Genomic DNA, 26,702 nt, shown 5'->3' on the forward strand with positions numbered 1-26,702 from the left:
CCGCCGGGAGCACGCACCGCTCCGGGCGGAAGGGGCGGGGCCGGTCACCGGTCCGGGACCTCCCCGGAACGACAGGGGATCCGCCTCCCGCCGCCGGCGCCGCGAACCGCGGAGGGGCCGCGTCCCGCCTGCGCCCGGGGTGCGGCCGCCGCGCCGCCCGCGCCCCTTCCCCCGCGGGGATCCGGTGCCGAGCGTGCCGGGCCTGGAAGGCGGACCGGGCGGGGCCGCCGGGGCGGCCGCCGCTCCGGTGGGGCCGGGCCGAGGGGCGTCCCGTCCAGGTCAGAACAGGTCGGCCAGGGCGCTGTCGATGTCGGGGTGGCGGAAGGAGAAGCCGGCCGCGGTGAGGCGGTCGGGGACGGCCCGCTGGTCGACCAGGGCCGCCTCGTCGGCGAAGCCGCCCAGGGCGGCGCGGATCGCGAAGCCGGGGACGGCCAGGACCGCCGGCCGCCGCAGCGCACGCGCGACGGCCTCGGTGTAGGCGGCGTTGGTGACCGGCTCCGGGGCGCAGAGGTTCACCGGGCCGGTGATCTCGGGGTGCTCCACCAGGAAGCGGAGCCCCGCCACCTCGTCGTCCAGGCTGATCCAGCTCATGTACTGCGCACCGGAGCCGAGCCGGGCGCCGAGCCCCAGCCGGAACAGCGGGAGCACCGTCCCCAGCAGCCCGCCGGAGGCGGACAGCACCACCCCGGTGCGGGAGTGGGCCACCGGGATCCCGGCCTCGGCGGCCGGGGCGGCCGCCGCCTCCCAGTCGCGGACCACGTCGGCGAGGAAGCCCGTGCCGTGCGGCCCGTCCTCGCCGACCGGCTCGCCCCCGGTGTCGCCGTAGTAGCCCACCGCCGAACCGCAGACCAGCCGGGCCGGCGGCCGGTCCATCCGGGCCAGCGCCTCGGCCAGCACGCGCGTCCCGCGGACCCGGCTGCCCCGGATGGCCGCCTTGCGGGCCCGGGTCCACCGGGCCGGGCCGAGCGGCGCGCCGGCCAGGTGCACCACGGCGTCCGCGCCGGAGAGCGGACCGGTGTCCACGGTGCCGCCGACCGGGTCCCAGCGCGCCTCGGCGAGGGTGCGGGCCGGCCGCCGCACCAGGTGCACCACCTCGTGCCCGTCCTCGGTCAGCGCCCGGCCGAGCGCCGACCCGATCAGCCCGCTCGCCCCGGAGATCGCGATCTTCATCCTGGCCCTCCGTGTTCGCCTCTCCGGCCTGTATGCCCGTTCCGGGCCGCCGATCACGGCGCGGGCGGCGGCCCGGTGCGCCAGGCGCCCCGGGCGTTCAGCGAGAGCACCAGGGCGGCGATGTTCCACGCGTCGTCCTCGCCCCGGTGGTGCCGCCCCTCCAGCGGGAGCCCGGCGACGCGCAGCGCCTGCGCCATGCCGGTGCGCCTCCGCAGGCCGTGTACCTGGTTGAAGAGCGCCTTGGCGTTGGTGTGCCGGCTCCCGAACGGGTAGGGGGCGCCGGTCGCCGCGCACTGCCGCTCGAACTGGAGGCGGTCGTAGTCGCCCCAGGAGGCCCAGGGCAGGGCGCCGGCCCGGTGCTCGGCGGCCAGGATCCGGCAGGCCTCGGCGAAGTCCGCGCCGCTCTCCGCCTCGGCCGGGGTGATCCCGGTCAGCTCGGTGCAGAACGCGCTGACCGAGGAGCGCGCCGGGCGGACCGTGATCCGGTGCCGGGAGACCCGCTCCCCGGCCTTCAGGTCGACCACGGCCAGCCCGATCTCGATGATCTCGCTGACCTGGCCGGGCGGCGGGGACCCCTCCCAGCAGGTCGCCTCGACATCGACGACGTTCAGCAGTCTCCTCTTCACGGCGGACGAGCCTAGGCGGGCGGCGCCCGGTCCGCACCGGGTTTTTCCGCCGAACGCCTGCGCGGCGGGCCCGCACCGGCATACCGTGGAGGCATCCGGAGCCGGAGCACGGCTACCGGAGCCGACCTTTGGTGATGGGGATCACCAGGGGGATGGTGAATGGTGGGGTAACAAGGTGGGGCGGCACCCGTTCGGGCGCCGCCCCACCTCATGTCCGGACCTGTCCGGGCCCGGGGGTGCGCCCCCGGGCCCCGCGGCCGGTCAGACCAGGCCCAGCTCCGCCTCGAAGGAGCCCTCCTCCAGGCGCTCCCGGACGGTCTGCAGGAACCGCCCGGCGTCGGCGCTGTCGATCAGCCGGTGGTCGTGGGTGAGCGCCAGGTAGGCCATCGAGCGGACCGCGATGACCTCGCCCAGCTCCGGGTCCTCCACGACGACCGGGCGCTTGACCACGGCGCCGGTGCTCAGGATCGCCACCTGCGGCTGGTTGATGATGGGCGTGTCGAAGAGCGCGCCGACCGCACCGGTCTCGGCCAGGGTGAAGGTGCCGCCGCTCAGCTCGTCCGGGGCGAGCAGGCCGGTGTGCGCCCGCTCGCTCAGGTCGGCGATCTTGCGGGCCAGCCCGCCCAGGTTGAGGTCGCCGGCGTCCTTGATGACCGGGGCCAGCAGGCCGCGCTCGGTGTCCACCGAGATGGAGAGGTTCTCCAGGTCGTGGTAGGTGACCTCGTAGCTCTCGCTGTCGATGACCGCGTTGAGCTTCGGGTTGGCCTTGAGCGCCTCCACGGCGGCCACCGCGAAGAACGGGAAGAAGCCCAGCTCGACGCCCTCCCGGGCCTCGAACTCGGCGCCGGCCAGGCCGTGGAGCCGGGCGATGTTGGTCATGTCGACCTCGATCACCTGGGTGACCTCGGCCGAGATGCGCAGCGACTCCGCCATCTGGTCGGCGATGTGCCGGCGCAGCGGGGACATCTTCTCGGTGCGCCCGCGCAGCGCGCTGTCGACCGGGCCGGGGGCCGGCTTGGCGGCCTTCGCGGCGGCCGGAGCGGCGGCGCGCTGCTCCGCGGCGGCCGCGGCGGCGTCCTGCACGTCCTGCTTGCGGATCCGGCCGCCCACCCCGGTGCCGCGCACCGAGGACAGGTCGACGCCGTACTCCGCGGCGAGCTTGCGGACCAGCGGGGTCACGTAGGCCTCGGTGACCGCGTCGGTGCCGGACGCCTTGCCGGTGCCGCTGATGGTCTCCACGTCCACCGGCGGGGTGCGGTCCTCGCGGCTGGCGCGGGCCGGCTCGGGGGCCGGGGCGGGCTCGGGCTCCGGCGCCGGAGCGGGCTCCGGCTGCGCGGCGGGGGCCGGGGCGGGCTCGGGCTCGGGCTCCGGTTCGGGCTGCGCCTCCTTGGCCGCGGGCGCACCCTCCTCCGCAGGGGCCTCCCCGGACTCGCTGATGACGGCGATCTCGGCGCCGATGTCGACCGTCTCATCCTCGGCGACGAGGATCTTGGTCAGTACCCCGGAGACGGGAGAGGGGATCTCGGTGTCGACCTTGTCCGTAGAGACTTCGAGCAGCGGCTCGTCGGCCTCGACGGTGTCCCCCTCCTGCTTCAGCCACTGGGTGACGGTGCCCTCGGTGACGCTCTCGCCCAGGGCTGGCATTTCAACTGAAGTCGGCATGGGTCCTCTTCGTGAAGAAGCAGAGAAGCTTGGTGAACCCTCCCCCTCGGCGGCGAAGGGGATTCCCGGCCCGAGCGGCTCGCCCGCTCCCGGAGCGGGCGAGTCTTACGCGGTCGGCGCCGGCCGGGACGGACACGGCCCGGAAGCGGTGGACGCGAAAGGCGGCGGGGCGGGCGCCGGCCCGCCCCGCTCGGTGCGTCAGTCGTGGACGTGCAGCGGCTTGCCCGCCAGGGCGAGGTGGGCCTCGCCGAGCGCCTCGGACTGGGTCGGGTGCGGGTGGATCAGCTGGGCGACCTCCGCGGGCAGGGCCTCCCAGTTGTAGATGAGCTGCCCCTCGGCGATCAGCTCGCCGACGCGGCTGCCGACCATGTGCACGCCCAGGACCGGGCCGTCCTTCTCGGCGATGATCTTGACCGCGCCCTGCGTCTGCAGGATCTGGCTCTTGCCGTTGCCGGCCAGGTTGTAGTTGGTCTCGATGATCTCGAGTCCGCGCTCCTTGGCCTTGGCCGAGGTGATGCCGACCGAGGCGACCTCCGGCTCGCTGTAGGTGATCCGCGGGACGCCGTCGTAGTCGATGGCCGGCGGGTTGAGCCCGGCGATCCGCTCGGCGACGAAGATGCCCTCGGCGAAGCCGACGTGCGCCAGCTGCAGGGTCGGGATGAGGTCGCCGACCGCGTAGACGTTGCCGACACCGGTGTGCAGGTTCTCGTCGACCTGGACGAAGCCGCGCTCCATCCGGACGCCGTTCTCCTCGAAGCCCAGGCCCTCGGAGACCGGGCCGCGGCCGATGGCGACCAGCAGCACGTCGGCCTCGAGCGTCTTGCCGCCCTTGAGGGTGACGACGACGCCGGAGTCGGTGGTCTTGACGCTCTCGAACGGGGTGCCCAGCTCGTACTTGATGCCGCGCTTGCGGAAGGCCCGCTCCAGCAGCTTGGAGCTGGACTCCTCCTCCACCGGCACCAGGTGCGGCAGGGCCTCGACGATGGTGACCTCGGCGCCGAAGGACCGCCACACGCTGGCGAACTCCACACCGATCACGCCGCCGCCCAGCACCACGGCCGAGGACGGGACGCGCTCGTCCTTCAGGGCCTGCTCGCTGGTGAGCACCTTCTCGCCGTCGATGTCCAGGCCCAGGGTCTTCGGCTGGGAGCCGGTGGCCAGGACGATGTTGCGGCCCTTGTAGACCTTGCCGTCGACGGTGACCTCGTCGGCGCCGGTCAGCTTGCCCTCGCCCTGCACGACGGTGATGCCGCGGGACTTGATCAGCCCGGTCAGGCCCTTGTGCAGGCCGCCGATGACCTTGTCCTTGTAGGCGTGCACCGCGGGCATGTCGATGCCGTCGAAGCTGGCCTTGACACCGAACTTCTCGCTCTCCTTGGCGGAGTCGGCGACCTCGGCGGCGTGCAGCAGGGCCTTGGTCGGGATGCAGCCCTGGTGCAGGCAGGTGCCGCCCAGCTTGTCTTTCTCGATCAGGGCGACGCTCATGTCCAGTTCGGCCGCGCGCAGCGCCGCCGCGTAGCCGCCGCTGCCGGCGCCAAGAATGACGAGGTCGAAGGTGCCGCCGCTCTCACTCACGGGAAGGACACTCCTTGGTGTGGATGTGATGGTGTTCGTCCGTCGGTGTGACGGTTCAACGCGGCCGGATGCGTGTCTCATCCGGCCGCGTCGGGTGATTCAGTTCTCTGCCAGGTCCTCGGCGATCCGCACCAGGGTGCGGGTGGCCGAGCCGGTGCCGCCCTTGGGCGTGTAGCCGAAGGGGGCGCCCTGGTTGAAGGAGGGCCCGGCGATGTCCAGGTGGGCCCAGCGCTGCCCCTCGGAGATGAACTCCTTGAGGAAGACGCCGGCGCTGAGCATGCCGCCCCAGCGCTCGCCCGCCACGTTGGCGATGTCGGCGACCGCGGAGTCCAGGCCCTTGCGCAGCTCCTCGGGGAGCGGCATCGGCCAGGCGGCCTCGCCCGCGGCCGCGGCCGAGGCGGCGACCGACTCGCGGGTCTCGTCGTCGCCGGCCATCACCGCGAAGACGCGGGTGCCCAGCGCGACCAGCTGCGCGCCGGTCAGCGTGGCCACGTCCACGACCAGGTCGGGCTCGTCCTCCTGGGCGCGGACCAGCGCGTCCGCCATCACCAGCCGGCCCTCGGCGTCGGTGTTGAGCACCTCGACGGTCTTGCCGCCGTACATGGTCAGCACGTCGGAGGGGCGCTGCGCGGTGCCGCTGGGCATGTTCTCCGCGATGGCCAGGTAGCCGACCGCGTTCACCTTCGGCTTGAGCAGGGCCAGCGAGCGCATCGCGGCGAGCACCGCGGCGGCGCCGCCCATGTCGGACTTCATCCAGTCCATCGCCCCGGCCGGCTTGAGCGACAGGCCGCCGGAGTCGAAGGTGATGCCCTTGCCGACGAAGGCGATGGTGGAGGAGGCCTCGGGGTGGGAGTAGGCCAGCCGGACCAGCCGCGGCGGGTTGACCGAGCCCTGGCCCACACCGAGGATGCCGCCGTAGCCGCCCTCGGCGAGCTCCTTCTCGGTGAGGGTCAGCACCTCCATGCCGGTCTCCCGGGCGACCTCCTCGGCGACGCCGGCCAGGTCCTCGGGGACCAGGTCGGCCGGGGCGGTGTTGACCAGGTCGCGGGTGAGGTTGACCGAGTCGGCGACGGTCTGCGCGCGCTCGGCGGCCTGCTCCGCGCCCTCGGCCGCGGAGACCAGCAGCAGCGCCTCGGCCGCCGCCTTCTCCGCGCCCTCGCCGGTGCGGTAGCGGGTGAAGGAGTAGTCGCCGAGCAGCGCGCCGGTGGCGACGGCACCGGCCTGCTCGGCGGTCTCGGCGGGCAGCGCCAGGGCGACGCGGGCCTGCTTGGCGCCCCGCGCGCGCAGCGCGGCGCCGGCCGCGCGGGCCAGGCGGTCGGGGTCGGGGGCGGTGCCCTGCCCGGGGGCGGGGCCGAGGCCGACGGCGACGACGAGCGGAGCGGTGAGCGCTCCGCCGGAGGGGACGTTGTGCACCTCCTCAAGGGCGCCGCTCGCCCCCAGCAGCGACAGGGTCCGGGCGAGGCCGCCGGTGAAGGCGGCGTCGACATCGTGAGCGCCCGACGCGGGCTCCGGGCCATCGGCTCCGGAGTGGTAGCCGACGACAACCGCGTCGACGTCGAGCGAACAGGGGGATTCCGTAATGACTGACAGCGACGTGCTCACGGGACCGATGCTAGTCCTTATGCGGGCCGCGCGGGCACGCGGAACGCCCTCCGCCTGCCCCGGGGCCCCGGCCCCCGCCGTTGCACCGAACGTGAAGAAGTACGTTTCTTCCCCCGCTTCGGGTGCGGAACCGCCCGCTGGGTGACGATCTCCTTTTCTTCTGTCACCTGCGGCTTCACCCCGCTCACCGGTGGTCGGCCCGGCCTGCGGCGGCGCCGTGTGAAGAAATGTGATGATGCTGACAGGCGCGGTCACCGGGCGCGGCGCCCCGCCGCTCCCGTGACGGCCCCCACCCCGCCCCGCCGGCCGCCGGGGCGGAGGTCAGAGCAGGACCGCGGCGGCGGCCAGCGCGGTGGCCGAGGCGGTCTCGCAGAGCGCGCCCAGCACGTCCCCGGTGATGCCGCCCAGCCGCCGCCGGGCCCGGGCGAGCAGGGCGAGCGCGGCGCCGGCGCCCAGTGCCGCGGCCGCGGGCAGGGCCAGTGCCGCACCGGCGGAGTGCGCCAGGCCGCAGAGGGCCGCCAGGGCGAGCACCCCGGCCGCGGCGGCCGCCGCGGCCGGCCGGGAGACGCTGCCCGCGACGAACGCGCCCAGGCCGTCCGGGCGGGCCGGGGGGATCCCCGGGGTGCAGGCCGCGGTGATCGCCAGCCGCCCGGCCGCGGCCGCCGCCACCAGCCCGGCCGCCGCGGGCCAGAGGCCGGTCTCGGCCAGCCGCACCAGGGCCGCAACCTGGACCAGCACCGCGAACACCAGCGCGACCACCCCGAACGGCCCGATGTCGGAGCGCTTCATCACCGCCAGCGCCTCCTCGGCCGGGCGCCCGCTGCCCAGTCCGTCGGCGAGGTCGGCCAGCCCGTCCAGGTGCAGCGCCCGGGTGAGCAGCGCGAGCAGGCCCAGGGCGAGCACCGCGGACAGGAGCCCGCCGGCCCCGAGGAGCAGGCCGGCCGCGAGCACGGCCGCCCCGGCCGCCCCCACCCCGGCGCCGACCAGCGGGGCGAGTGCCATCGCCCAGCCGGCCACCGCCCTGTCCACCCGCTCCACCCGCACCGGGACGACGGTGAGCGTGCCCACCGCCATCCGCGCCCCGTCCACCGCGTCGCGCACCGCTCCGCACACCCCCTTCACCGGCCCTCCGACCGCCCGGCGACCGCTCCCACCAGTCTGTCGGACACCGGGCCGGAGAAGAGCCGCCACCGGATCGGGGCCGGACGCGCCCTTCACGGAGGCGAGTGCCTGCCCGCCGTGCCGCCGCCTCCATGGCGTGCGCCGGTGCAGCGGACAAGGGGAGGAGCCACCGCGCTCCGGCAGGGCCGCGCCACCGAGATCACCGGAGGAGGGGGAGGGGCGAGCGCTCTTCCGCCGGACCGTCGACAGGAGAGGGCGGCGGGCGCAGAAGAACACCCCGCTCCCTTTCCCTCCCCCGATGATCTCGGCGTTGCGGGCCCATCAGAGCGCTCTGATGGGCCCGCAACGCCGAGATCATCGCGCAGGGGAGTTCTCCCGTCGGCCTTCCTTTCTCTCCTCGGAGAGGCTCAGGGGAGCTCGGTGATCCGGCCTGCGGCGGCGAGGAGGACCTCCTCGGAGGCGGCGGCGAGCCGCTGGTTGAGGCGGCCGAGGAGGTCGCGGAAGAGGCCGCCGCTGCGGGTGGCGGGGACCACCCCGGAGCCGACCTCGTTGGTGACCGCGACCAGCAGGCCCGGGAAGCGGTCCCAGGCGGCGAGCAGTCCGGCGGTGCGCTCCTCCACCGCCCGCTCGGCACCGGCGGGCGGGGCCTCCTCCCACATGCCGCACTCGCCCATCACCCCGGCCAGCCAGGTTCCCGCGCAGTCCAGCAGGACCGCGGAACCGGAGGCCGCCGCGCGGTCCAGGGCCCCCGCCGCGTCCAGCGTCTCCTCCGTCCCCCACCAGGGCGGGCGGCGGCCGCGGTGCGCGGCGACGCGCGCGGCCCAGTCCGCGTCGCCCTCGGGGGCCGGGCCGGTGGCGACGTAGACGACCTCGGGCTCGGCGAGCAGCCGCCGCTCGGCCTCGGCGGACTTCCCGGACCGCGCCCCGCCGGTGACCAGGACGCGGTGCGGGCGCGCGGTCACCCCCCGCTCCGGGCGGCCGCCCGGAGCCTCCCCGGCGGATCCGCCCGGGAGGACGTCCAGGGCGTCGCCGTCGGCCACCGCCGCGGCCCCCCACAGCGCGGCCCGCCGGGCGAACTCGGCGGGGGAGTGCACGCCGTGCCCGCCGCCGACCACGGCCACCCCGGATCGGGCGTCCAGCGCCCCGGAGCGGCGCAGCGCGCCGATCAGCTCCGGGCGGGCGGCGTCGACCAGGGCCAGGTCGGCCCGGCCCCCCGGGACATCGGAGAGGCCGAGAAGGCCGGAGCCGGCCTCCTCGGCGGGCGCGGCGCACAGCAGCCGGGCGCCGTCCGGGCCCTCCAGGAGCGTTCCGCAGGACAGGGGGACGGCGCGGTAGCCGGCGGGCGGCGCGCCGGAGGGGCCGGACGGGCCGATCGGGACGACCCCGTCGACCAGCGCCTCCAGCGGGCGGCGCGGCGCATCGGCGGCGCGGTTGCAGGAGGCGCAGCGGCACCCCGGCGCAGGCCAGCCCACCGCCCCCGCGGTTCCGGTGAATCTGATTCGCACGGGCGCCAGTCAACACCATCGCGGCGGCCCTTCACCCACCCCTCCGGGCCCGCCGCTTCCCGCGCCTCCAGCCGGGGAGCCCCCGCCGGGAGGGCCCCGGCCCTGGAGTCCCCGGGGAGAGGGCCGGCGGGACGCGGCCCTGACCGCCGCCCTGACCGCCGTCCGGGGCGCTTCCGCCGGCCTCGTGAACCGCGGACTCCGGTCCGGGCCGCTCGGTGATCGGGACGGGCGGCTCGCCGCGCCGGCGGGGGTGCGTGCGGAACGGCTCCCGTGCGGGCGTTTCCCCCTCCCCCCCCGGCGGCCCCGGCCGCATGGCCGGCCGTTCCCGGGGCCGCCGGCGGAGAAGAGGCGTCCGAGCGGCCGGGGAGGGGCCGGGCGCTCCTCCTCTCCGGGAACGGGGAAGGCGTCGGGCGGGCCGGGGCGGTGGGGCCGGAAGGCGTGCACCGGGTAGGGGAAGGGGCGGTGAGGTCCGCGCCCGTCCGGGCGGCGGAGAGTAGGCTCGGCCGCACCCGGCGGAGGCCGGCCGGAGCGGGCCGGCGCGAGGAAGGGAGCCCCCATGGCGTGGAGCTGGCGCTACGAGAAGGACGACGGCGAGGTGCTGCGGGACGAAGAGCTGCCCGCAGAGGTGTTCACCTCGCGCGGGGACGCCGAGTCCTGGCTGGGCGAGGAGTGGCGCGGCCTGGCCGAGGCCGGGGTGGGCCGGGTGAGCCTGCTGGAGGACGAGCGGGTGCACTACTCGATGCCGCTCTCCGAGGAGGTCTGAGCGGTGGCGGCGGGGGCGCGCGCCGCCGCCCGCCGCGCCGCCCGCGCGGTGCCCCCGGCGCGGCCCGCCGCCCTGGCCCGCAGGGTGCTGCGGCCCTGCCGGGCGCTCCTGTCCGCCCCGGAGTCCCGGACCGGCCGTGGCCGCTCCGCCTCCCGCTGGACCGCCCGGCTGCGCTGACCGGTACGGGCTTCCGCAGCTCCCGGCCCCCAGGCGGATCGGAGGCCTCTGCCGGTGCGCTCCCGCCGAGCGGACGGGCCGGGGCGCCCGCCCCGCCCGAGCAGTCGGGGCGGCGCCCCCGGCGCGGGAGTACCCCCTCGCCCGATCCGGCCGCCTGCGCGGGCGTACGTCCCGGAGCCCGGAGCGGACCGGGGCGGGGCGGCCGCGGCTCCGGGCCGGAAGCGCGGCCGCCGGAGCGGACCCCCGGGGTCAGGGGCGGACGGCGGGGCTGACGGTGCGGGCCGGGTCCCGCTCGACCTTGTCGCCGAGGATCCCGTCGATCCGGGAGAGCACGTCGGGGGAGAGGACGACACCGGCGGCGCGCACGTTGTCCCGGACCTGCTCGGGGCGGCTGGCGCCGATGATCGCGGAGGAGACCGCCGGGTTCTGCAGCACCCAGGCCACGGCGAGGGCGGCCATGCTCAGCCCGACCTCCTCGGCGACCGGCTTGAGCCGCTGCACCCGGCGGAGCAGCTCGCCGTCGGAGACGAGGTGGGCGATGTCGCTCGCGCCGCCGTGCGGGTCGGTGGCCCGGGAGCCGGCCGGCGGGGCCTCGCCGGGCAGGTACTTGCCGGTGAGCACGCCCTGCTCGATCGGGGACCAGACGACCTGGCCGAGCCCCTCCCGCAGCGAGGCCGGGACCACCGCCGACTCGATCACCCGCCAGAGCATGTTGTACCTCGGCTGGTTGGAGACCAGCCGGTCGAACCCCATGTCGTCGGCGATCCGCACGGCGCGCTCGATCTCGTCCGCGCGCCACTCCGAGACGCCCACGTAGAGCACCTTGCCCTGGCGGACCAGGTCGTCGAAGGCGCGCAGGGTCTCCTCCAGCGGGGCGGAGTGGTCGAACCGGTGCGCCTGGTAGAGGTCCAGGTAGTCGGTGCCCAGCCGGCGCAGCGAGTCCTCGCAGCCGCGGACGATGTGCTTGCGGGAGAGCCCGCGGTCGTTCCGGCCCTCGCCCATCGGCCAGTAGACCTTGGAGAAGATCTCCAGGCCGTCCCGGCGCTCGCCCTTCAGCGCGCGGCCCAGCACCTCCTCCGCGCGGCCGCCGGCGTAGACGTCGGCGGTGTCGAAGGTGGTGATGCCCGCGTCCAGGGCGGCCCGCACGCAGGCGGTGGCGGAGTCCTCCGCCACCTGGGAGCCGTGGGTGATCCAGTTGCCGTAGGAGATCTCGCTGACCATGAGGCCGCTGCGGCCCAACCGCCGGTGTTCCATGCGGGCACCCTAACCGCGGCGGGCCCCGATCCGGGAGGGATCGGGGCCCGGTCGCGCCGGCGTTCCGGTGGGGGATGCGGGGCGGTGCGGCCCCGGGGGCGTCAGCGCTTGGCCGACTCGACCGGCTGGCCCGGCTTGAGCCGCGGCTTGGGCAGCCGCAGGCGGCGGATCTGCAGCTGGCGGGTGGCGGCGTAGAGGCCGATGCCGCGCACGTTGTCGTCGTTGGGGAAGTGCTCGGCGACGTGCTTCTTGACCTGCCGGGAGACGAAGATCCCCTCGACCACGATGGTCACCATCATCAGCGGCCAGGCGATGTAGGTGACCGGTGCCTGCATCTCAGGGGGCAGGCCGATCAGCAGCACGATGATCAGCAGCGAGAAGTAGAGGAAGAACTCGCTGGCGCTGCGCCGGGAGTCGACGAAGTCCCGGGCGTAGGCGCGCGCGGGCCCGTAGTCCTGCGGGCGGAAGTAGCGCTCTTCGCCCTTGGGGGCCCCGGACTTGGCCGCGCTGCGCTGCTGATCGCGCGCGCGGCGCTCGCGGAACTGCTGGTACGCCTCCTTGCGGGTGCGCGGAGCGTTCAGCGGGCGGCGCAGATCGGCCTGGCTTTCGCGGCGTTTAGGGGTGGGGACACCCTTTTTGGGGGTGTATCCCTTGTCCTTGGGGGCTTCAGTAGTCTCATTACCGGCAGAGCCGGCAGCGGCCGGCTCTTTGGATGCGGAAGCGGAGCGACGTCGGAACACATCCTTCAGGGTAGCCGCTCCCCGCTTCATGGCGACCGCTTGCCAGAGCGCGTAGGGTTGTTAGACAGCGCCCGCCGGGAACAGCCGATGTACGGACCGAGAAGGGGACGGCCACGCCGATGAGCGTGTTTCAGCGACTTTCCATGATCTTCAAGTCCAAGGCCAATAAGGCCCTGGACTCCGTCGAGGACCCGCGTGAGACCCTCGACTACTCTTACCAGAGGCAACTGGAACTGTTGCAGAAGGTCCGGCGCGGGGTGGCCGACGTCGCCACGTCCCGCAAGCGCGTCGAGCTGCAGATCCAGCAGCTGGACCAGCAGTCCGACAAGCTGCACACCCAGAGCCGGGCCGCGCTGCAGCAGGGCCGCGAGGACCTGGCCCGCGAGGCGCTGACCCGCCGCTCCGGACTGCAGTCCCAGATCGACGGCCTCAAGCAGCAGCACGAGCAGCTGCAGGGCGAGGAGCAGAAGCTGACCCTGGCCGCCCAGCGGCTGCAGGCCAAGGTGGACGCCTTCCGGACCCGCAAGGAGACGATCAAGGCCACCTACACCGCGGCCCAGGCGCAGACCCAGATCAGCGAGGCCTTCTCCGGCATCTCCGAGGAGATGGGCGACGTCGGCATGGCGGTGCAGCGGGCCGAGGACAAGACCGCCGAGATGCAGGCGCGGGCCGGCGCCGTCGACGAGCTGCTCGCCTCCGGCGCGCTGGACGACGTCACCGGCACCTCCAAGGACGACATCCAGTCCGAGCTGGACAGGATGGCCAGCACCAGCGGCGTCGAGCTGGAGCTGGAGCAGATGAAGCAGGAGCTGGGCCAGGGCGGCGGCTCCGCCCCGCAGATCGAGGGCGGCTCGGCCGCCGGCGGCCAGAACAACCAGGTGCAGCCCTACCGCCAGGGGGAGGGCGCATGATCGTCCGGATCATGGGGGAGGGCCAGATCGACCTCAGCGAGGCCGACATGGCGCTGCTCAACGAGGTCGACCGGACCCTGGAGCAGGCCATCGAGTCGGGCAGCGAGGACGTCTTCCGCTCGGCCCTGACCGACCTGCTGGCCAAGGTCCGCGAGCACGGCGAGGCCCTGCCGCTGGACTCCCTGGAGCCCTCCGACTTCATCCTCCCCCCTGAGGACGCCACCATGGAGGAGGTCCGGGCGATGCTCGGCGACGAGGGGCTCATCCCCGACGTCTCCTGAGCTCCGGTGGCTCTCCCGAGCGAGCGCGCTTCCCCCGGTCCAGGGGGCGGAAGGCCGCCGCGGCACGGTGCCGCGGCGGCCTTCCGCGTGTCCCGGCCTTCTCTCACCCGGCTCTCACCATGGAATGCCTAGACTGGGAGGTACCGGGGCAAGCCGGGAACGGCCCGGCGCCCGCACCCCGTCCCGGACCCCGCGCCGGTGCGCGGACCGGGAGGTGCCCCCGGTCGGAGGAAGGCGCGCTGTGGCTGGTTCGAAGTTCGCTCCCGACCGCGGCCTGACCGCCCGCATGGTCAGCACGATGGCCCTGCTCGGCATCGTCTACGTCGCGTTCATCATCGCCCTGATCCTGGTCGGCCTGCCCTGGCCGGTGGTGCTGCTGGTCGTCGTCGGCTTCGCGCTGTTCCAGTACTTCACCTCGGACAAGCTCACCCTGTACGCGATGGGCGCGCACGAGGTCACCCCCGAGCAGGCCCCGCAGCTGCACGCGGTGGTGGACCGGCTGTGCGCCATGGCGGACATGCCCAAGCCGCGGGTGGCCGTCGCCGACACCGACGTGCCCAACGCCTTCGCCACCGGACACAGCGAGAAGAACGCGGTGGTCTGCGCCACCACCGGTATCCTGCGCCGGCTGGAGACCGAGGAGCTGGAGGCGGTGCTGGCGCACGAGCTGTCGCACGTGGCCCACCGGGACGTGATGGTGATGACCATCGCCGGCTTCCTCGGCGTGGTCGCGGGCTTCCTCACCCAGATGGGGCTGCGCTTCGCCGCCTTCGGCGGCGGGGGCAACCGGAACGGCAACGGGCCCTCCCCGGCGGTGATCGCGCTGGCCGTGGTGGTGGTCAGCGCGGCGGTCTGGGCGCTGAGCTTCCTGCTCACCCGGATGCTCTCCCGCTACCGCGAGCTCTCCGCCGACCGCGCCGCCGCCTACCTGACCGGGCGCCCCTCCGCGCTGGGCAGCGCGCTCACCAAGATCACCGGCGACATGGCCCGCATCCCCAGCCGGGACCTGCGCCAGGCCGAGCCGTTCAACGCGTTCTTCTTCACCCCGGCCTTCTCCAAGAGCGGGTTCACCATGGGGCAGCTGATCGCCACCCACCCGCCGGTGGAGAAGCGCCTGGAGCAGCTGGCGGCGATCTCCCGGCAGCTGGGCACCGGGGCGTAGGCTCGCGGTGCACGGACCCCCGCCGCCGCGGCGGGGCAGCAGCAGTGAGGAGCCGCCGCAGTGAGTTTCTTCCGGGCCCTGCTGGGCCGCTCGAAGCCGGTCCGCCCCGACCTGGACGCGCTGTTCGGGCTCCCCTCGGCGGCGGTGACCCTGGAGGCCGCGGCCGGCTTCCGCCCGACCGGGACCGGGTCGGTGGCGTTCCGCGCCGCCGAGGGCAAGGCCTTCGCCGACCTGGAGCGGGAGGTCACCGAGCTGCTCAACGCCGACGACGGCCCGGCGGTGGAGCCGGCGGAGGACGAGTACGGCTACACCTGGCTGGTGCTGCGCGCCCCCGCCGACGGCGGCCTGGCCGACCTGGTGACCGACGTCCACGCGGTCAACTCCTCGCTGGAGGCGGCCGGGTTCGGGCCGTCCCTGCTCTGCTCGCTGGCGGCCTTCGCCGACGGGCGGGGGCGCCGCGCGGCCCTGGTCTACCTCTACAAGCGGGGCACCTTCTACCCGTTCGCACCGCTCGGCGGGGAGCGCCGGGACAACGCGCTGGAGCTGCAGCTGGCCGCCTCGATCGGCGGGGACCTGCCGATCGAGAAGGACAAGGGCCGCTGGTTCCCGGTCTACGGGGCGCCGGGGCTGTGAGAAACACCCCGATCCGCGATTGAATTTCGCATAGAGGAAACTAATTATCGGAAAGCGGATAATTTTGCCGCTTCCCCCTGGCCTGCGCGGCCCCGGGCGGGCAGACTGGGGCACGTGCGTATCGTTATCGCCCCAGACAAGTTCGCCGGCACCCTGAGCGCGATCGAGGCCGCCGAGGCCGTCGCGCTGGGCTGGCGCGACAGCCGTCCCCAGGACGAGGCGGCCACCGTCCCGCTCTCCGACGGCGGACCGGGCTTCGTCGAGGTCCTGCACGCGGCCCTCGGCGGCAAGACCGCCACCGAGCGCGTCACCGGCCCGCTCGGCGAGACCGTCACCGCCGACTACCTGCTCGACGGGGAGACCGCCTACATCGAGAGCGCCCAGGCCTGCGGCCTGCACCTGGTCCCCCAGGACCGGCGCGACCCCGGCCGCACCACCAGCCGCGGCGTCGGCGAGCTCATCGCCCGCGCGGTGGCCGCCGGCGCCCGCACGGTCGTGGTCGGCCTCGGCGGCAGCTCCACCAACGACGGCGGCGCGGGCATGCTCGCCGCGCTCGGCGCGGCCCCCGGCGACTCCCTGGACCGGGGCGGCGCCCCGCTCTCCGAGGTCTCCGAGGTCGACCTGGAACCGGCCCGCCGGGCCGTGCAGGGGGTCCGCCTGGTCGCCGCCACCGACGTGGACAACCCGCTGCTCGGCGAGCACGGCGCGAGCGCGGTGTTCGGCCCGCAGAAGGGCGCCGACCCCGGGCAGGTGCGCGCCCTGGACGCCGCCCTCACCGCGTTCGCCGAGGCCACCGACCCGCTCGGCGGGCTGCGAGTGGAACCGGGAGCGGGCGCCGCGGGCGGCCTCGGCTTCGCCCTGCTGCTGCTCGGCGGGACCGTCGAGTCCGGGGTGGCCCGGGTGCTGTCCGCCGTCGACCTGGACGGCCTGGCCGCCCGCGCCGACCTGCTGATCACCGGTGAGGGCTCGTTCGACTTCCAGTCGCTGCGCGGCAAGCTCCCGCACGGTGTGGCGCAGGTCGCCGCCGCGCACGGGCTGCCCTGCGTGGTCACCGCCGGGGCGGCCTCGGTCGACCCGGAGGAGGCCGCCGCGGCCGGCGTCACCGCCACCTACTCCCTGGTGGAGTCGGCCGGCTCCAAGGAGGCGGCGATGGCCCGCTCCGCGGAGGAGCTGCGCGCCCTGGCCGCCGCCATCGCCTCCGGGGCTCCGGAGAGCCTGGGCGGCTGATGGCGGGGCGGCCGGAGAGGACCTAACCTGGATGGAGCACCACGGCGCGTCCCGCGTGCCGCCGCGGGCGGGAATGCCTTTCCGGGCCGCGGTGTTGAGGAACGCTGAGGAGCACCAGGCCGCCTCGGCGGCCGCCCACGCCTTTTGGAGGAGCTAGCAGATGACGGTTAAGACCGACGAGGCCACGGCGCAGGGGATCATCCTGACGGACGACGCGTCGGGCAAGGTCAAGGCCCTTCTCGACCAGGAGGGGCGCGACGACCTGCGGCTGCGCGTGGCGGTCCAGCCCGGGGGCTGCTCCGGCCTGCGCTACCAGCTGTTCTTCGACGAGCGCGAGCTCGACGGCGACGTGGTGGCCGACTTCAACGGCGTCGAGGTCGTCACCGACCGGATGAGCGCGCCCTACCTCATCGGCGCCACCATCGACTTCGTGGACACCATCGAGAAGCAGGGGTTCACCATCGACAACCCCAACGCCACCGGCTCCTGCGCCTGCGGCGACTCCTTCAACTAGCCGGTCCACGGCAGCACAGGGCCCGCGCCGCCGAGCGCGGGCCCTGCTGCGTGCGCGCACCCCCTATTCCGCGCCCGGCCCCGGACGGGGCCCTCCCTGGGGGCGCCGGAGGCTATGTAGGGTGGTTCACCGTCCAGAATCTCCCCGACTGCAAGGAGCACTTCGAGTGCGCATCGCGGTTACCGGTTCGATCGCCACCGACCACCTGATGACCTTCGAGGGGCGTTTCGCCGAACAGCTGATCGCCGACCAGTTGGAGCAGGTCTCCCTGTCGTTCCTGGTCGAGGAGCTGGATGTGCGCCGCGGCGGTGTCGCGGCCAACATCAGCTTCGGCATGGGCCGCCTCGGGCTCAGGCCGCTGCTCGTCGGATCGGCCGGCGCCGACTTCGACGAGTACCGGGCCTGGCTGGAGCGGCATGGAGTGGACACCGCCTGCGTCCGCATCTCGGACCGCAGGCACACCGCGCGCTTCGTCTGCACCACCGACCGCGACCAGAACCAGATCGCCTCCTTCTACGCGGGCGCGATGGCCGAGGCGCGCGAGATCGACCTGGCCGCCCTGGCCGAGGAGAACGGCGTCGAGCTGGCCCTGATCGGCGCCGACGACCCGCAGGCGATGCTCCGGCACAGCGACGCCTGCCGGGACCGCGGCCTGCCGTTCGCCGCCGACCCCTCCCAGCAGCTGGCCCTGATGGACGGCGAGGACGTCCGCCGCCTCATCGAGGGCGCCGCCTACCTGTTCACCAACGAGTACGAGAAGGCCCTCGCCGAGCAGAAGACCGGCTGGAGCGACGAGGAGATCCTGGACCGCGTCGGCATCCGGGTGACCACCCTGGGGGCCAAGGGCGTCCGCATCGACCGCAAGGGCGAGCCGCCGATCAGCGTCGACGCCGCCGAGGTCGCCGTCAAGGCCGACCCCACCGGCGTCGGCGACGCCTTCCGGGCCGGTTTCCTCGCCGCCACCGCCTGGGGCCTGCCCCTGGAGCGCGCCGCGCAGGTCGGCAACGCCACCGCGGTGCACAGCCTGGAGGTCAACGGGCCGCAGGAGTACGAGCTGACCAAGGCCGGGCTGCTCGCCCGGATCTCGGCCAGCTACGGCGAGCAGAGCGCCGCCGAGGTCGAACCGCACCTGTGACCGGCCCCGCCGGAACCGCCGCGGCCCCCGCCCCGACCGGGCGGGGGCCGCGCCGTTTCCGGGGCCGCCCCGGTGCACGGCGCCCGGAGTGGTCGGGGCACGCCCCGCGACCGCGTAAAGTGGAGGCTCGACCCGCATGCCCGGACCGAACGCCGGCCGCCTCACGGCGGACGGCCGCGCCGCGCGTGCACGACCAGGCCCCGCGCTGAGATGCGCGGCGGCTTCCAGTCAACGCCAATGCCGCCGCGGCGGGGGTCGGCCGCGCCGGCGCGGGAACGGCGCCGCCCCTCGGGCGGCCGGGGCCGTCGTCCGACGCCTCCCAGAACTAGGCGAGCCTTACCTGGGATTCCCTACGCAAGCAATCCAGTACGGAGGACTTCAATGCGCTACACCGGACCTAAGGTGCGGTTGTCCCGGCGCGCGGGTACCCCGCTGACCCGTAAGGCGGTCAGCTACTTCGAGAAGCGCCCTTACCCCCCGGGTGAGCACGGCCGCCGCGTCCGCCGCTCCACCAGCGACTACGCGGTCCGCCAGGCGGAGAAGCAGAAGCTGCGCTGGTACTACGACCTCTCCGAGAAGCAGCTGGCCCGCGTCTACGAGACCGCCAAGAAGCGGACCGGGCGCACCGGTGAGGAGATGATCGCCGAGCTGGAGCTGCGCCTCGTCACCGTGGTGCTCCGCTCCGGCCTGGCGCCGTCCGTCTACGCGGCCCGCCAGTTCGTCACGCACGGCCACATCACCGTGGACGGCAAGAAGGTCGACATCCCGTCCTACCGGGTGAAGCCGGGCCAGATCATCTCGGTCCGCGAGAAGTCGCGCCAGATGGTCCCGTTCGTCGAGGCCTCCGAGGGCGTGCACGCCGACGACAAGATCGCCGGCTACCTCGCGGTGAGCCACAAGGACCTGCGCGTCGCGGTCGTCGACCGCCCCAAGCGCGACCAGGTTCCGGTGCCCTTCGACGAGCAGCTCGTCGTCGAGTACTACGCGCGCTAGAGCCGGAGGCTCTGCCGCGGCGGGGGCCGCGTCCCGGAAGGGGCGCGGCCCCCGCGCCGTTCCCGGGCCCCGCGCGGCCGGGCGTGACGACGAACGTCACCATGGTCACGGAACGGCCACGGCTCCGGGCCGCGCGGCGCGGAGCCCGGCCCGCGGGCTCAGTAGGCCCGCCGGATGAGGAACGCGCTGCCGCGCTCCAGGGGCACCTCCGCGACGAAGCCGTGCAGCTTCAGCCTGCACCACGCCGGGATGTCCGCGGCGGCGGCCGGATCGTCCGCGGTCACGGCGATCACCGAGCCGATCGGCACCTCGTGCAGCCGCGCCGCGAGCATGATGATCGGGATCGGGCACTTCCGCCCGACGGCCTCCACCGTCACCAGCGGCCGCTCGTCCGCCTCCGGTCTCCTGTGCCTGCCGGCCATACGCCTCCCGCCCGGGGCGCGGCCAGGGGCGCCGCGCCTGTCGTATCCCAATCTTTACCCCCGCCCCCGGCAAAGGGGCACCCGGTTAAGGGTGCTGTAAAACCAGCGATACTCTCGCCTTAGTCCGCGCCCTGTCCGACCGGGAAGGCCTGACGGAGCGGGGACGGGGAACGGCGGAAACGTCATCGTGACCGCCGCTCCCGGCCGTACGGACCGCGCTGGCGGGACGGGGGCCGGGGACGACGGAGAGGCCGCGCGCACCCGCGGGGAGGCCGCTCGGGACGGCAGCGGAGACACGCTGGCCCGGCAAGCCCGTGACCGGTGGAGCGAACGGTCCGCGATAATGTTTCCCCTTGACAAGCTTTGGATATACGACCGCCCGCGCTTCGGCTGCGGGCATCACCGCTGGGAAGGCAATCCGTGAGTCCGACCCGCCATAGGAATCGGCGCGCCGCACTGCGCCGATGGGCACCACGTGGCGCCGTGCTCGCCGCGTTGGGACTGGCCGCGACCGGGTGCGCGTCGAACGAGTTCACTCGTTTGGGTGTGCCTGAGCCGATCACCGAGCAGGGGCAGCGCGTCCTCGCGCTGTGGCAGGGCTCGTGGGTGGCGGCGTTCGCGGTCGGCATTCTCGTGTGGGGGCTGATCATCTGGTCGATCATCTTCCACCGCAAGCGCTCTGAGCAGCTGCCGCCGCAGGTGCGGTACAACATGCCCATCGAGGCGCTCTACACCGTGCTCCCGATCGTGGTGATCGCGGTGCTCTTCTACTTCACCGCGCGCGACCAGACCTACCTGCTGGAGACCGACGAGAAGGCCGACACCAACGTCGAGGTCGTCGGCTTCCAGTGGAGCTGGGAGTTCAACTACCTGGACCAGTCCAAGGCCGAGGCCCTGGAGGAGGCGGAAGCCGCCGCCGAGGCCGAGGGCGGGGAGGCCGCCGAGGTCGACGCCGAGGAGGCCCAGCCGGAGACCCTGTTCTCCGAGGTCGGCACCCCGGACCAGATGCCGACCCTCGTGCTGCGCGAGGGCGACGTCGTCCACTTCGACCTGCACAGCCCGGACGTCATCCACTCGTTCTGGATCCCGGCGTTCGCCTTCAAGATGGACGTCATCCCGGGCCACGACAACGAGTTCCAGGTCAAGGTCAACGAGGGCACGGCCGGCACCTACATGGGCCGCTGCGCCGAGCTCTGCGGCGTCGACCACACCCGGATGCTCTTCAAGGTCGAGGTCATGGAGCCCGAGGCCTACGACGCCTGGTACGCCGAGCAGCAGGCGGCGGCCGAGGCGGAGGCCGCCGAGCAGGCCGAGCAGGAGGCCGCCGACCAGCGGGCCTCCGAGGAGGCCGCCGAGGAGGCCGCCGAGGCCGCCGGCTCCGAGCAGCAGGACGGGGGCCAGCAGGGCCGGGACGAGGAAGAGGACGCCCAGAGCGCCTCCTCCGAGGAGGAGCGGCAGGACGGCTCCGACTCTGCCGGCCAGGCCGAGGGCTCCCAGAACGAGGAGGCAGGCCACTGATGGCTACGGCTACCCCGACCTCTCAGGCCGTCAAGCGGCCGACGACCCGCAAGGGCTCGATCCTCGTCAGCTGGCTGACGTCGACCGACCACAAGGTCATCGGGTACATGTACCTGATCACCTCGTTCGGGTTCTTCATCTTCGGCGGCATCCTGGCGCTGCTCATGCGCGCCGAGCTGTTCTACCCGGGACAGCAGGTGATGTCGTACGAGCAGTTCAACCAGATGTTCACCATGCACGGCACGATCATGCTGCTCATGTTCGCGACGCCGCTGTTCGTGGGCTTCTCCAACATCATCATGCCGCTGCAGATCGGGGCGCCCGACGTGGCGTTCCCGAGGATCAACCTGTTCGGGTACTACCTGTACCTGTTCGGTTCGCTGATCGCGGTCGGCGGCTTCCTGACCCCGGGCGGCGCGGCCAGCTTCGGCTGGTTCGCCTACACCCCGCTCTCCGACGCGGTCCGCTCCCCGGGCCTCGGCGGCGACCTGTGGATCCTCGGCCTGGCCGTCAGCGGTCTGGGCACCATCCTCGGTGCGGTCAACTTCATCACCACCGGGCTGTGCATGCGCGCCCCCGGCATGACGATGTTCCGGATGCCGATCTTCACCTGGAACACGATGCTCACCAGCGTGCTGGTGCTGATCGCGTTCCCGGTGCTGACCGCGGCGCTGATCGCGCTGGGCGCCGACCGGATGATCGGCACCCACGTCTACGACCCCGCGCACGGCGGCGCCATCCTCTGGCAGCACCTGTTCTGGTTCTTCGGCCACCCGGAGGTCTACATCATCGCGCTGCCGTTCTTCGGCATCGCGACCGAGATCCTCCCGGTCTTCAGCCGCAAGCCGATCTTCGGCTACAAGAGCCTGGTGGGCGCGACGATCGCCATCGCCGGCCTGTCGGTCACCGTGTGGGCGCACCACATGTTCCCGACCGGTGCCGTGCTGCTGCCGTTCTTCTCCTTCATGACGTTCCTGATCGCCGTCCCGACCGGCGTGAAGTTCTTCAACTGGATCGGCACCATGTGGCGCGGCCAGATCGTGATGGCCACGCCGATGCTGTTCACCATCGGGTTCCTGGTGACCTTCCTGTTCGGCGGTCTGACCGGCGTCCTGCTGGCCTCCCCGCCGATCGACTTCCACGTCACCGACTCCTACTTCGTGGTGGCCCACTTCCACTACGTGGTGTTCGGCACCGTGGTCTTCGCGATGTTCGCCGGGTTCTACTTCTGGTGGCCCAAGTTCACCGGCAAGATGCTCAACGAGGGCCTGGGCAAGCTGCACTTCTGGGGCCTGTTCCTCGGGTTCCACATGACGTTCCTGGTGCAGCACTGGCTGGGCGCCGCGGGCTTCCCGCGCCGCTACGCCGACTACCTGCCCACCGACGGGTTCACCGAGCTGAACCAGATCTCCTCCATCGGCGCCTTCATCCTGGGCATCTCGACCCTGGTGTTCTTCTGGAACATGTGGGTCACCCACCGCAAGGCCGAGAAGGTCGAGGTGGACGACCCGTGGGGCTACGGCTGCTCGCTGGAGTGGGCGACCTCCTGCCCGCCGCCGCGGCACAACTTCACCTCGCTGCCGCGGATCCGCTCCGAGCGGCCGGCCTTCGACCTGAACCACCCGCACGCGGCGGCCCCTGGAGCGGCCCCCGCAGCAGCAGGATCCGGGAAGTAGGGCGCACACCATGAAGATGCAGGCATATCTGTTTATGGGCGTCTCGACCTTCTTCGGCCTGGCGGCGGCGCTCTACGGCTACTGGGGCTGGGCCGCCGAGGGGAAGATCGAGTGGACGGGCTTCGTCGCCCTGCTCGTCTCGATCGGCTTCGGCTGGATGATCGGCTTCTGGCTCTGGCAGTCCGCCCGCCGCAGCGAGCGGTTCCACGGCCTGCCGCCGGAGGAGCGCCTGGACGGCGACATCGCCGAGAACGCCGGCGAGTACGGGTTCTTCAGCCCGCACAGCTGGTGGCCGCTGTTCGTGGCGCTCGCCGTGGCCTTCACCGCGGTCGGCGTGGCGATCGGCTGGTGGATGGTCTTCCTCGGCTTCTTCGCCATCATCCTCACCGCGATCGGCTGGGTCTTCGAGTACTACCGCAAGGAGTTCCAGCACTAGCGGCGCGCTCCGTGTGACCAACCCCGGCCCGTCCGCTCCCCCTGTGCCACAAGGGGAGGGGGCGGGCCGGGGTATTCTTTTCGGACGGCCCGTCGACCGTCGACCGCAGGAGTCCGGTACGGGCCGCTTCGACCACCCGGTTTCGGAACTTTCTCGTCGGCGCGGACGTCTCACCCGGATGTGCGTGGGGTGTTTCCGTGCGCGAGAGTCTGGAGGGCGTACCTGTGAAGCTCACTGCGAACCCGTCCGCGGCACGCGGGCTCGGCGCGGGACTGGCCGGGACCGTGCTGCTGCTCACGGCCGCCTGCTCGGGGTCGGAAGGCGCGGACCCGGCCGGGGCGGGGAGCGGTGCCGACTCGGTCGAGGTCACCATCACCCCCGAGGACGGCAGCGCCGACGTCCGCCCCGACCTCCCCCTCAAGGTCGAGGCCGAGGGCGGCACCATCAGCGACGTCAAGGTCGAGCAGAAGGTCGCCGGCGGTGAGCAGGAGGAGGAGCCCACCGAGGCCGACGAGGTCACCGGGGCGCTGAACGAGGACGAGACCGCCTGGGTCGCCGACTGGACCCTCACCCCCGGCGCGGAGGTCACCGTCACCGCGGTGGCCAAGGACGGCGACTCGGGCGAGGAGAGCGAGTTCACCTCGGAGTTCACCACCCTCCAGGCCGAGGAGGGCTCCCGGCTGGAGCTCCAGTCCAACTTCCCCACCAGCGGGGACACCGTCGGCGTCGGCATGCCGCTCATCATCGACTTCGACCTGCCGGTGCAGAACAAGGCGCGGGTGGAGAACTCCATGGAGGTCGTCTCCGAGCAGCCGAACGAGGGGTCCTGGGCCTGGCTGGACGACCAGACCGCGGTGTTCCGCCCCAAGGAGTACTGGGAGCCGAACCAGAAGATCCGGGTCAACCTGCGGCTGGCCGGCGTGGAGGCCGCGGACGGCGTGTACGGGGTCGAGAACCACCAGCTCAACTTCGAGGTCGGCCGCGAGCAGATCAGCACCATCGACAGCGACACCCACCGGATGGTGGTCGAGCGGGACGGCGAGCAGGTCAAGGACTTCCCGGTCAGCATCGGCCGGGCCGACACCCGCGCCTACACCACCACCAGCGGCACCCACCTGACCATGGAGAAGTACGAGGAGCTCGTGATGGACTCCTCCACGGTCGGCGTCCCGGTGGACAGCCCGGAGGGCTACAAGCTGGACGTGGACTACGCGGTCCGCTTCTCCGACAGCGGCGAGTTCACCCACTCCGCCCCGTGGAACAACTCCCTCGGCGAGGCCAACCTCAGCCACGGCTGCCCGAACATGGCCCCCGGGGACGCCAAGTGGTTCTACGAGAACTCCTACATGGGCGACCCGCTGATCGTGGAGAACACCGACCGCGAGGTCGAGTGGGACAACGGGTGGAGCTACTGGCAGCTCTCCTGGGAGGAGTGGCAGGAGAAGAGCGCGACCGGCGAGCCGGACCGCACCGACGACACCGGCACCCCGGGCGAGGTCCACGGCGACCCGCAGGAGTGACCCCCGGAGCCCCCGGGCCCGCATGAGCCCCACAGGCCCCTCACCGCGCGGTGAGGGGCCTTTTCCGTGCGCGGCGGCTTCCGGGGTGTCCGGCGGGCCCGGGGGCGGCAGAGGGCGGCTCAGTGCGGCGCACCGGGATCGCGGGGAGGAGGGGCGTCCGGAGGGGAGCGGGGCGCGGGGGCGACCGGGGGAGAGGGGCGGAGCGGGGAAGGGGGCGCGGCGCCCGAGGGGCCCGGGGCGGATCCGGGCGTCCGGGCGGGGGAAGGGCCGCGGAGCGGCTCCAGGGGCCCCTGCGGGCGTCCGGCGCGGCGGCGGGGGCGGACGCCGAGAGGCCCGGCCCCCTGTTCGGGGACCGGGCCTCTCGGACCGTGCGCGCGGGCGGGGCCGGAGCCCTGCCCGCCGGGCCGCGCTCAGTGCGCCTGAGCGGGCTCCTTCTCTTCTGCGGCGCCGTGGTGCAGGTGGTGGCCGGTGTGGGCCTCCACCCCCTCGAAGGAGACGTTGTCCTTCGTGTACCAGTGGGCGAGCTTGGCGCGCAGCCGGCCCTTGAGGCCGCGGGCGGCCGGGGCCTCCACGCCGTTGGCGTCGGTGGCCGCCTCGACCGAGGAGATGGTCTCCGCGTCGATCCGGTCCACCTCCTCCTTGCTCTCCAGCACGTGCACGGTCTCCGCCGAGGACTCCTTGTGGACCTCGATGAACTCACCGCTGGGCAGCTGCTGGATGGTGCCGCTCTCGTAGCCGTGCTCCAGCGTCTCCCGGTCCCGGCGCTGCAGGCCGAGGCAGATCCGCTTGGCGACGACGAACCCGATGATCGGGCCCACGATCACGGCGACCCGGAAGAAGTAGGTCGTCCAGTACAGGCTGATGGAGAACGTGTGCGACAGGATGTCGTTCGACCCCGCCAGCCAGAGCAGGCCGTAGAACACGATGCCGGCGACGCCGACGCCGGTGCGGACCGGCGCGTTGCGCGGGCGGTCGGCGACGTTGTGCGCACGGTGGTCCCCGGTGATCCAGCGCTCGATGAACGGCCAGGCGCCCAGCCCGCCGAAGATCAGGCCCGGAACGACCAGGCCCGGCACCAGCACGCCGATCGGGACCGCGTAGCCGAAGATCTGGAAGTCCAGCCAGTTCGGGAAGATCCGCAGCGAGCCCTCCATGAAGCCCATGTACCAGTCGGGCTGGAGGCCCGAGGTGATGGACGTCGGCGTGAACGGGCCGAACAGGTGGATCGGGTTGATCTGCACGAAGGCGCTGAGGCCCACCGTCACCGCGAACACGAAGAAGAAGAACCCGCCGGCCTTCACCGCGAAGCCCGGGAACATCGGGGTGCCCACGACCTTCTTGTTGGTGCGGCCGGTGCCCGGGTACTGGGTGTGCTTCTGGTGCCACAGGATCATGAAGTGCGCCACGATGAGCGCCAGCAGGATCCCCGGGAGCAGCAGGATGTGCAGCATGTACAGCCGGGAGATGATGTCCTCGCCGGGGAACTCCCCGCCGAACAGGAACATCGAGACGTAGGTCCCGACCAGCGGCAGCGCGAGCATGACGCCCTGGAGGATGCGGACGCCCATGCCGGACGGCAGGTCGTCGGGGAGCGAGTAGCCGAAGAGGCCCTCGAGCATCGCCAGGGTGAAGATGCCGACGCCGATCAGCCAGTTGATCTCGCGCGGCTTGCGGAACGCCCCGGTGAAGAACACCCGCAACATGTGCACCACCAGCGAGGCGACGAAGATCAGCGCCGCCCAGTGGTGGATCTGCCGGACCAGGAAGCCGCCCCGGACACCGAAGTCGATGTGCAGGGTCGAGGCGTAGGCCTCGCTCATCAGCACGCCGTTCAAGCGCTCGTAGGGACCGTCGTAGACGATCTCCTGCATGCTGGGCTTGAACCACAGGGTCAGGAAGACGCCGGTGATCAGCAGGATGATGAACGAGTACAGCGCGATCTCGCCGAGCATGAACGACCAGTGGTTCGGGAAGACCTTGCGCAGGTTCTTCTCACCGGTCTTGGCGAGGTGGAAGCGGTCGTCGATGAAGTTTCCGACGCCGCGGAGCGCCTTGGGCGCCTGAGAATCGGTGCTCAT

General features: G+C 73.2%; 25 protein-coding genes. 14 read left to right on the forward strand and 11 right to left on the reverse strand.

Annotated elements, in window-relative coordinates:
• Positions 1–279: 279 nt before the first annotated feature.
• The 7 genes from J0910_RS11490 to J0910_RS11520 form a co-directional block, all read right to left on the reverse strand.
• The gene (locus tag J0910_RS11490; protein ID WP_420158493.1) at positions 280–1,170 is read right to left on the reverse strand and encodes a TIGR01777 family oxidoreductase; all 891 of its coding nucleotides are present in this window, start codon (positions 1,168–1,170) and stop codon (positions 280–282) included.
• A gap of 53 nt (positions 1,171–1,223) precedes the next feature.
• Positions 1,224–1,796, reverse strand: a complete 573-nt coding sequence (locus J0910_RS11495; protein ID WP_420158494.1) for a 3'-5' exonuclease — start codon at positions 1,794–1,796, stop codon at positions 1,224–1,226.
• Between the two features lie 261 nt (positions 1,797–2,057).
• Positions 2,058–3,458, reverse strand: a complete 1,401-nt coding sequence (gene sucB / locus J0910_RS11500) for a 2-oxoglutarate dehydrogenase, E2 component, dihydrolipoamide succinyltransferase (RefSeq protein WP_420158495.1) — start codon at positions 3,456–3,458, stop codon at positions 2,058–2,060.
• 198 nt (positions 3,459–3,656) lie between these two features.
• Entirely contained in the window at positions 3,657–5,033 is a 1,377-nt protein-coding gene (lpdA, locus tag J0910_RS11505; RefSeq protein ID WP_017591059.1) for a dihydrolipoyl dehydrogenase, read from the reverse strand.
• Positions 5,034–5,132: 99 nt separating this feature from the next.
• Complete coding sequence (locus tag J0910_RS11510) at positions 5,133–6,635, reverse strand: leucyl aminopeptidase (protein WP_420158496.1); 1,503 nt, start codon at positions 6,633–6,635, stop codon at positions 5,133–5,135.
• Between the two features lie 321 nt (positions 6,636–6,956).
• Positions 6,957–7,709, reverse strand: a complete 753-nt coding sequence (locus tag J0910_RS11515) for an adenosylcobinamide-GDP ribazoletransferase (protein ID WP_420161960.1) — start codon at positions 7,707–7,709, stop codon at positions 6,957–6,959.
• Positions 7,710–8,164: 455 nt separating this feature from the next.
• The gene (locus tag J0910_RS11520; protein WP_420158497.1) at positions 8,165–9,262 is read right to left on the reverse strand and encodes a bifunctional adenosylcobinamide kinase/adenosylcobinamide-phosphate guanylyltransferase; all 1,098 of its coding nucleotides are present in this window, start codon (positions 9,260–9,262) and stop codon (positions 8,165–8,167) included.
• 556 nt (positions 9,263–9,818) lie between these two features.
• Between J0910_RS11520 and J0910_RS11525 the strand changes: the two genes are divergently transcribed.
• Positions 9,819–10,025, forward strand: a complete 207-nt coding sequence (locus J0910_RS11525) for a hypothetical protein (protein WP_420158498.1) — start codon at positions 9,819–9,821, stop codon at positions 10,023–10,025.
• A 3-nt stretch (positions 10,026–10,028) separates the two neighbouring features.
• Positions 10,029–10,202 carry a hypothetical protein gene (locus J0910_RS11530; protein WP_420158499.1) on the forward strand — a complete coding sequence of 58 codons (174 nt, stop codon included), beginning with the start codon at positions 10,029–10,031 and terminating at the stop codon, positions 10,200–10,202.
• Between the two features lie 249 nt (positions 10,203–10,451).
• Here the strand turns inward: J0910_RS11530 and J0910_RS11535 are convergent, their stop codons facing one another.
• Both J0910_RS11535 and J0910_RS11540 read right to left on the reverse strand, forming a co-directional pair.
• Positions 10,452–11,456, reverse strand: a complete 1,005-nt coding sequence (locus J0910_RS11535; protein ID WP_420158500.1) for an aldo/keto reductase family protein — start codon at positions 11,454–11,456, stop codon at positions 10,452–10,454.
• Positions 11,457–11,557: 101 nt separating this feature from the next.
• Positions 11,558–12,196 (reverse strand): DUF3043 domain-containing protein, encoded by a 639-nt coding sequence (locus J0910_RS11540; protein WP_420158501.1) that lies wholly within the window; start codon positions 12,194–12,196, stop codon positions 11,558–11,560.
• A gap of 119 nt (positions 12,197–12,315) precedes the next feature.
• On the opposite strand from J0910_RS11540, the gene J0910_RS11545 reads away from it, so the two are divergent.
• From J0910_RS11545 to rpsD, 8 genes are all read left to right on the forward strand, one after another.
• Positions 12,316–13,107, forward strand: a complete 792-nt coding sequence (locus J0910_RS11545) for a PspA/IM30 family protein (protein WP_420158502.1) — start codon at positions 12,316–12,318, stop codon at positions 13,105–13,107.
• Positions 13,104–13,388 (forward strand): PspA-associated protein PspAA, encoded by a 285-nt coding sequence (gene pspAA / locus J0910_RS11550; RefSeq protein ID WP_420158503.1) that lies wholly within the window; start codon positions 13,104–13,106, stop codon positions 13,386–13,388. Before J0910_RS11545 ends, pspAA begins: the two co-directional genes overlap by 4 nt.
• Positions 13,389–13,629: 241 nt before the next feature.
• Positions 13,630–14,550 (forward strand): zinc metalloprotease HtpX, encoded by a 921-nt coding sequence (gene htpX, locus J0910_RS11555; protein ID WP_420158504.1) that lies wholly within the window; start codon positions 13,630–13,632, stop codon positions 14,548–14,550.
• 60 nt (positions 14,551–14,610) lie between these two features.
• On the forward strand, positions 14,611–15,183 hold the full coding sequence (gene pspAB, locus J0910_RS11560; RefSeq protein ID WP_420158505.1) for a PspA-associated protein PspAB: 573 nt from the start codon (positions 14,611–14,613) through the stop codon (positions 15,181–15,183).
• Positions 15,184–15,297: 114 nt separating this feature from the next.
• The gene (locus tag J0910_RS11565; RefSeq protein WP_420158506.1) at positions 15,298–16,410 is read left to right on the forward strand and encodes a glycerate kinase family protein; all 1,113 of its coding nucleotides are present in this window, start codon (positions 15,298–15,300) and stop codon (positions 16,408–16,410) included.
• Between the two features lie 160 nt (positions 16,411–16,570).
• The gene (locus J0910_RS11570; RefSeq protein WP_017591072.1) at positions 16,571–16,924 is read left to right on the forward strand and encodes a HesB/IscA family protein; all 354 of its coding nucleotides are present in this window, start codon (positions 16,571–16,573) and stop codon (positions 16,922–16,924) included.
• Between the two features lie 166 nt (positions 16,925–17,090).
• Positions 17,091–18,059 (forward strand): carbohydrate kinase family protein, encoded by a 969-nt coding sequence (locus J0910_RS11575; RefSeq protein ID WP_420158507.1) that lies wholly within the window; start codon positions 17,091–17,093, stop codon positions 18,057–18,059.
• Between the two features lie 381 nt (positions 18,060–18,440).
• Entirely contained in the window at positions 18,441–19,052 is a 612-nt protein-coding gene (rpsD, locus tag J0910_RS11580; protein ID WP_420158508.1) for a 30S ribosomal protein S4, read from the forward strand.
• Between the two features lie 158 nt (positions 19,053–19,210).
• Here rpsD and J0910_RS11585 read toward each other — a convergent pair whose 3' ends face one another.
• Positions 19,211–19,474 (reverse strand): sulfurtransferase TusA family protein, encoded by a 264-nt coding sequence (locus tag J0910_RS11585; RefSeq protein ID WP_420158509.1) that lies wholly within the window; start codon positions 19,472–19,474, stop codon positions 19,211–19,213.
• Between the two features lie 420 nt (positions 19,475–19,894).
• Here J0910_RS11585 and ctaC point away from each other — a divergent pair, with 420 nt between their 5' ends.
• The 4 genes from ctaC (at position 19,895) to J0910_RS11605 (ending at position 24,624) form a co-directional block, all read left to right on the forward strand.
• Positions 19,895–20,992 (forward strand): aa3-type cytochrome oxidase subunit II, encoded by a 1,098-nt coding sequence (ctaC, locus tag J0910_RS11590; protein WP_474646591.1) that lies wholly within the window; start codon positions 19,895–19,897, stop codon positions 20,990–20,992.
• A complete protein-coding gene (ctaD, locus tag J0910_RS11595; RefSeq protein ID WP_420158511.1) occupies positions 20,992–22,668 on the forward strand; it encodes an aa3-type cytochrome oxidase subunit I in 1,677 nt (558 codons plus the stop codon). The genes ctaC and ctaD overlap by 1 nt, the downstream gene beginning before the upstream one ends.
• 10 nt (positions 22,669–22,678) lie before the next feature.
• On the forward strand, positions 22,679–23,104 hold the full coding sequence (locus J0910_RS11600) for a cytochrome c oxidase subunit 4 (RefSeq protein WP_420158512.1): 426 nt from the start codon (positions 22,679–22,681) through the stop codon (positions 23,102–23,104).
• Between the two features lie 224 nt (positions 23,105–23,328).
• Positions 23,329–24,624, forward strand: a complete 1,296-nt coding sequence (locus J0910_RS11605; protein ID WP_420158513.1) for a L,D-transpeptidase — start codon at positions 23,329–23,331, stop codon at positions 24,622–24,624.
• A gap of 410 nt (positions 24,625–25,034) precedes the next feature.
• Here the strand turns inward: J0910_RS11605 and qcrB are convergent, their stop codons facing one another.
• Positions 25,035–26,702 (reverse strand): cytochrome bc1 complex cytochrome b subunit, encoded by a 1,668-nt coding sequence (gene qcrB, locus J0910_RS11610; protein ID WP_420158514.1) that lies wholly within the window; start codon positions 26,700–26,702, stop codon positions 25,035–25,037.

It is taken from the genome of Nocardiopsis oceanisediminis (assembly GCF_048595525.1).
GTDB classification, from domain to species: domain Bacteria; phylum Actinomycetota; class Actinomycetes; order Streptosporangiales; family Streptosporangiaceae; genus Nocardiopsis_A; species Nocardiopsis_A oceanisediminis.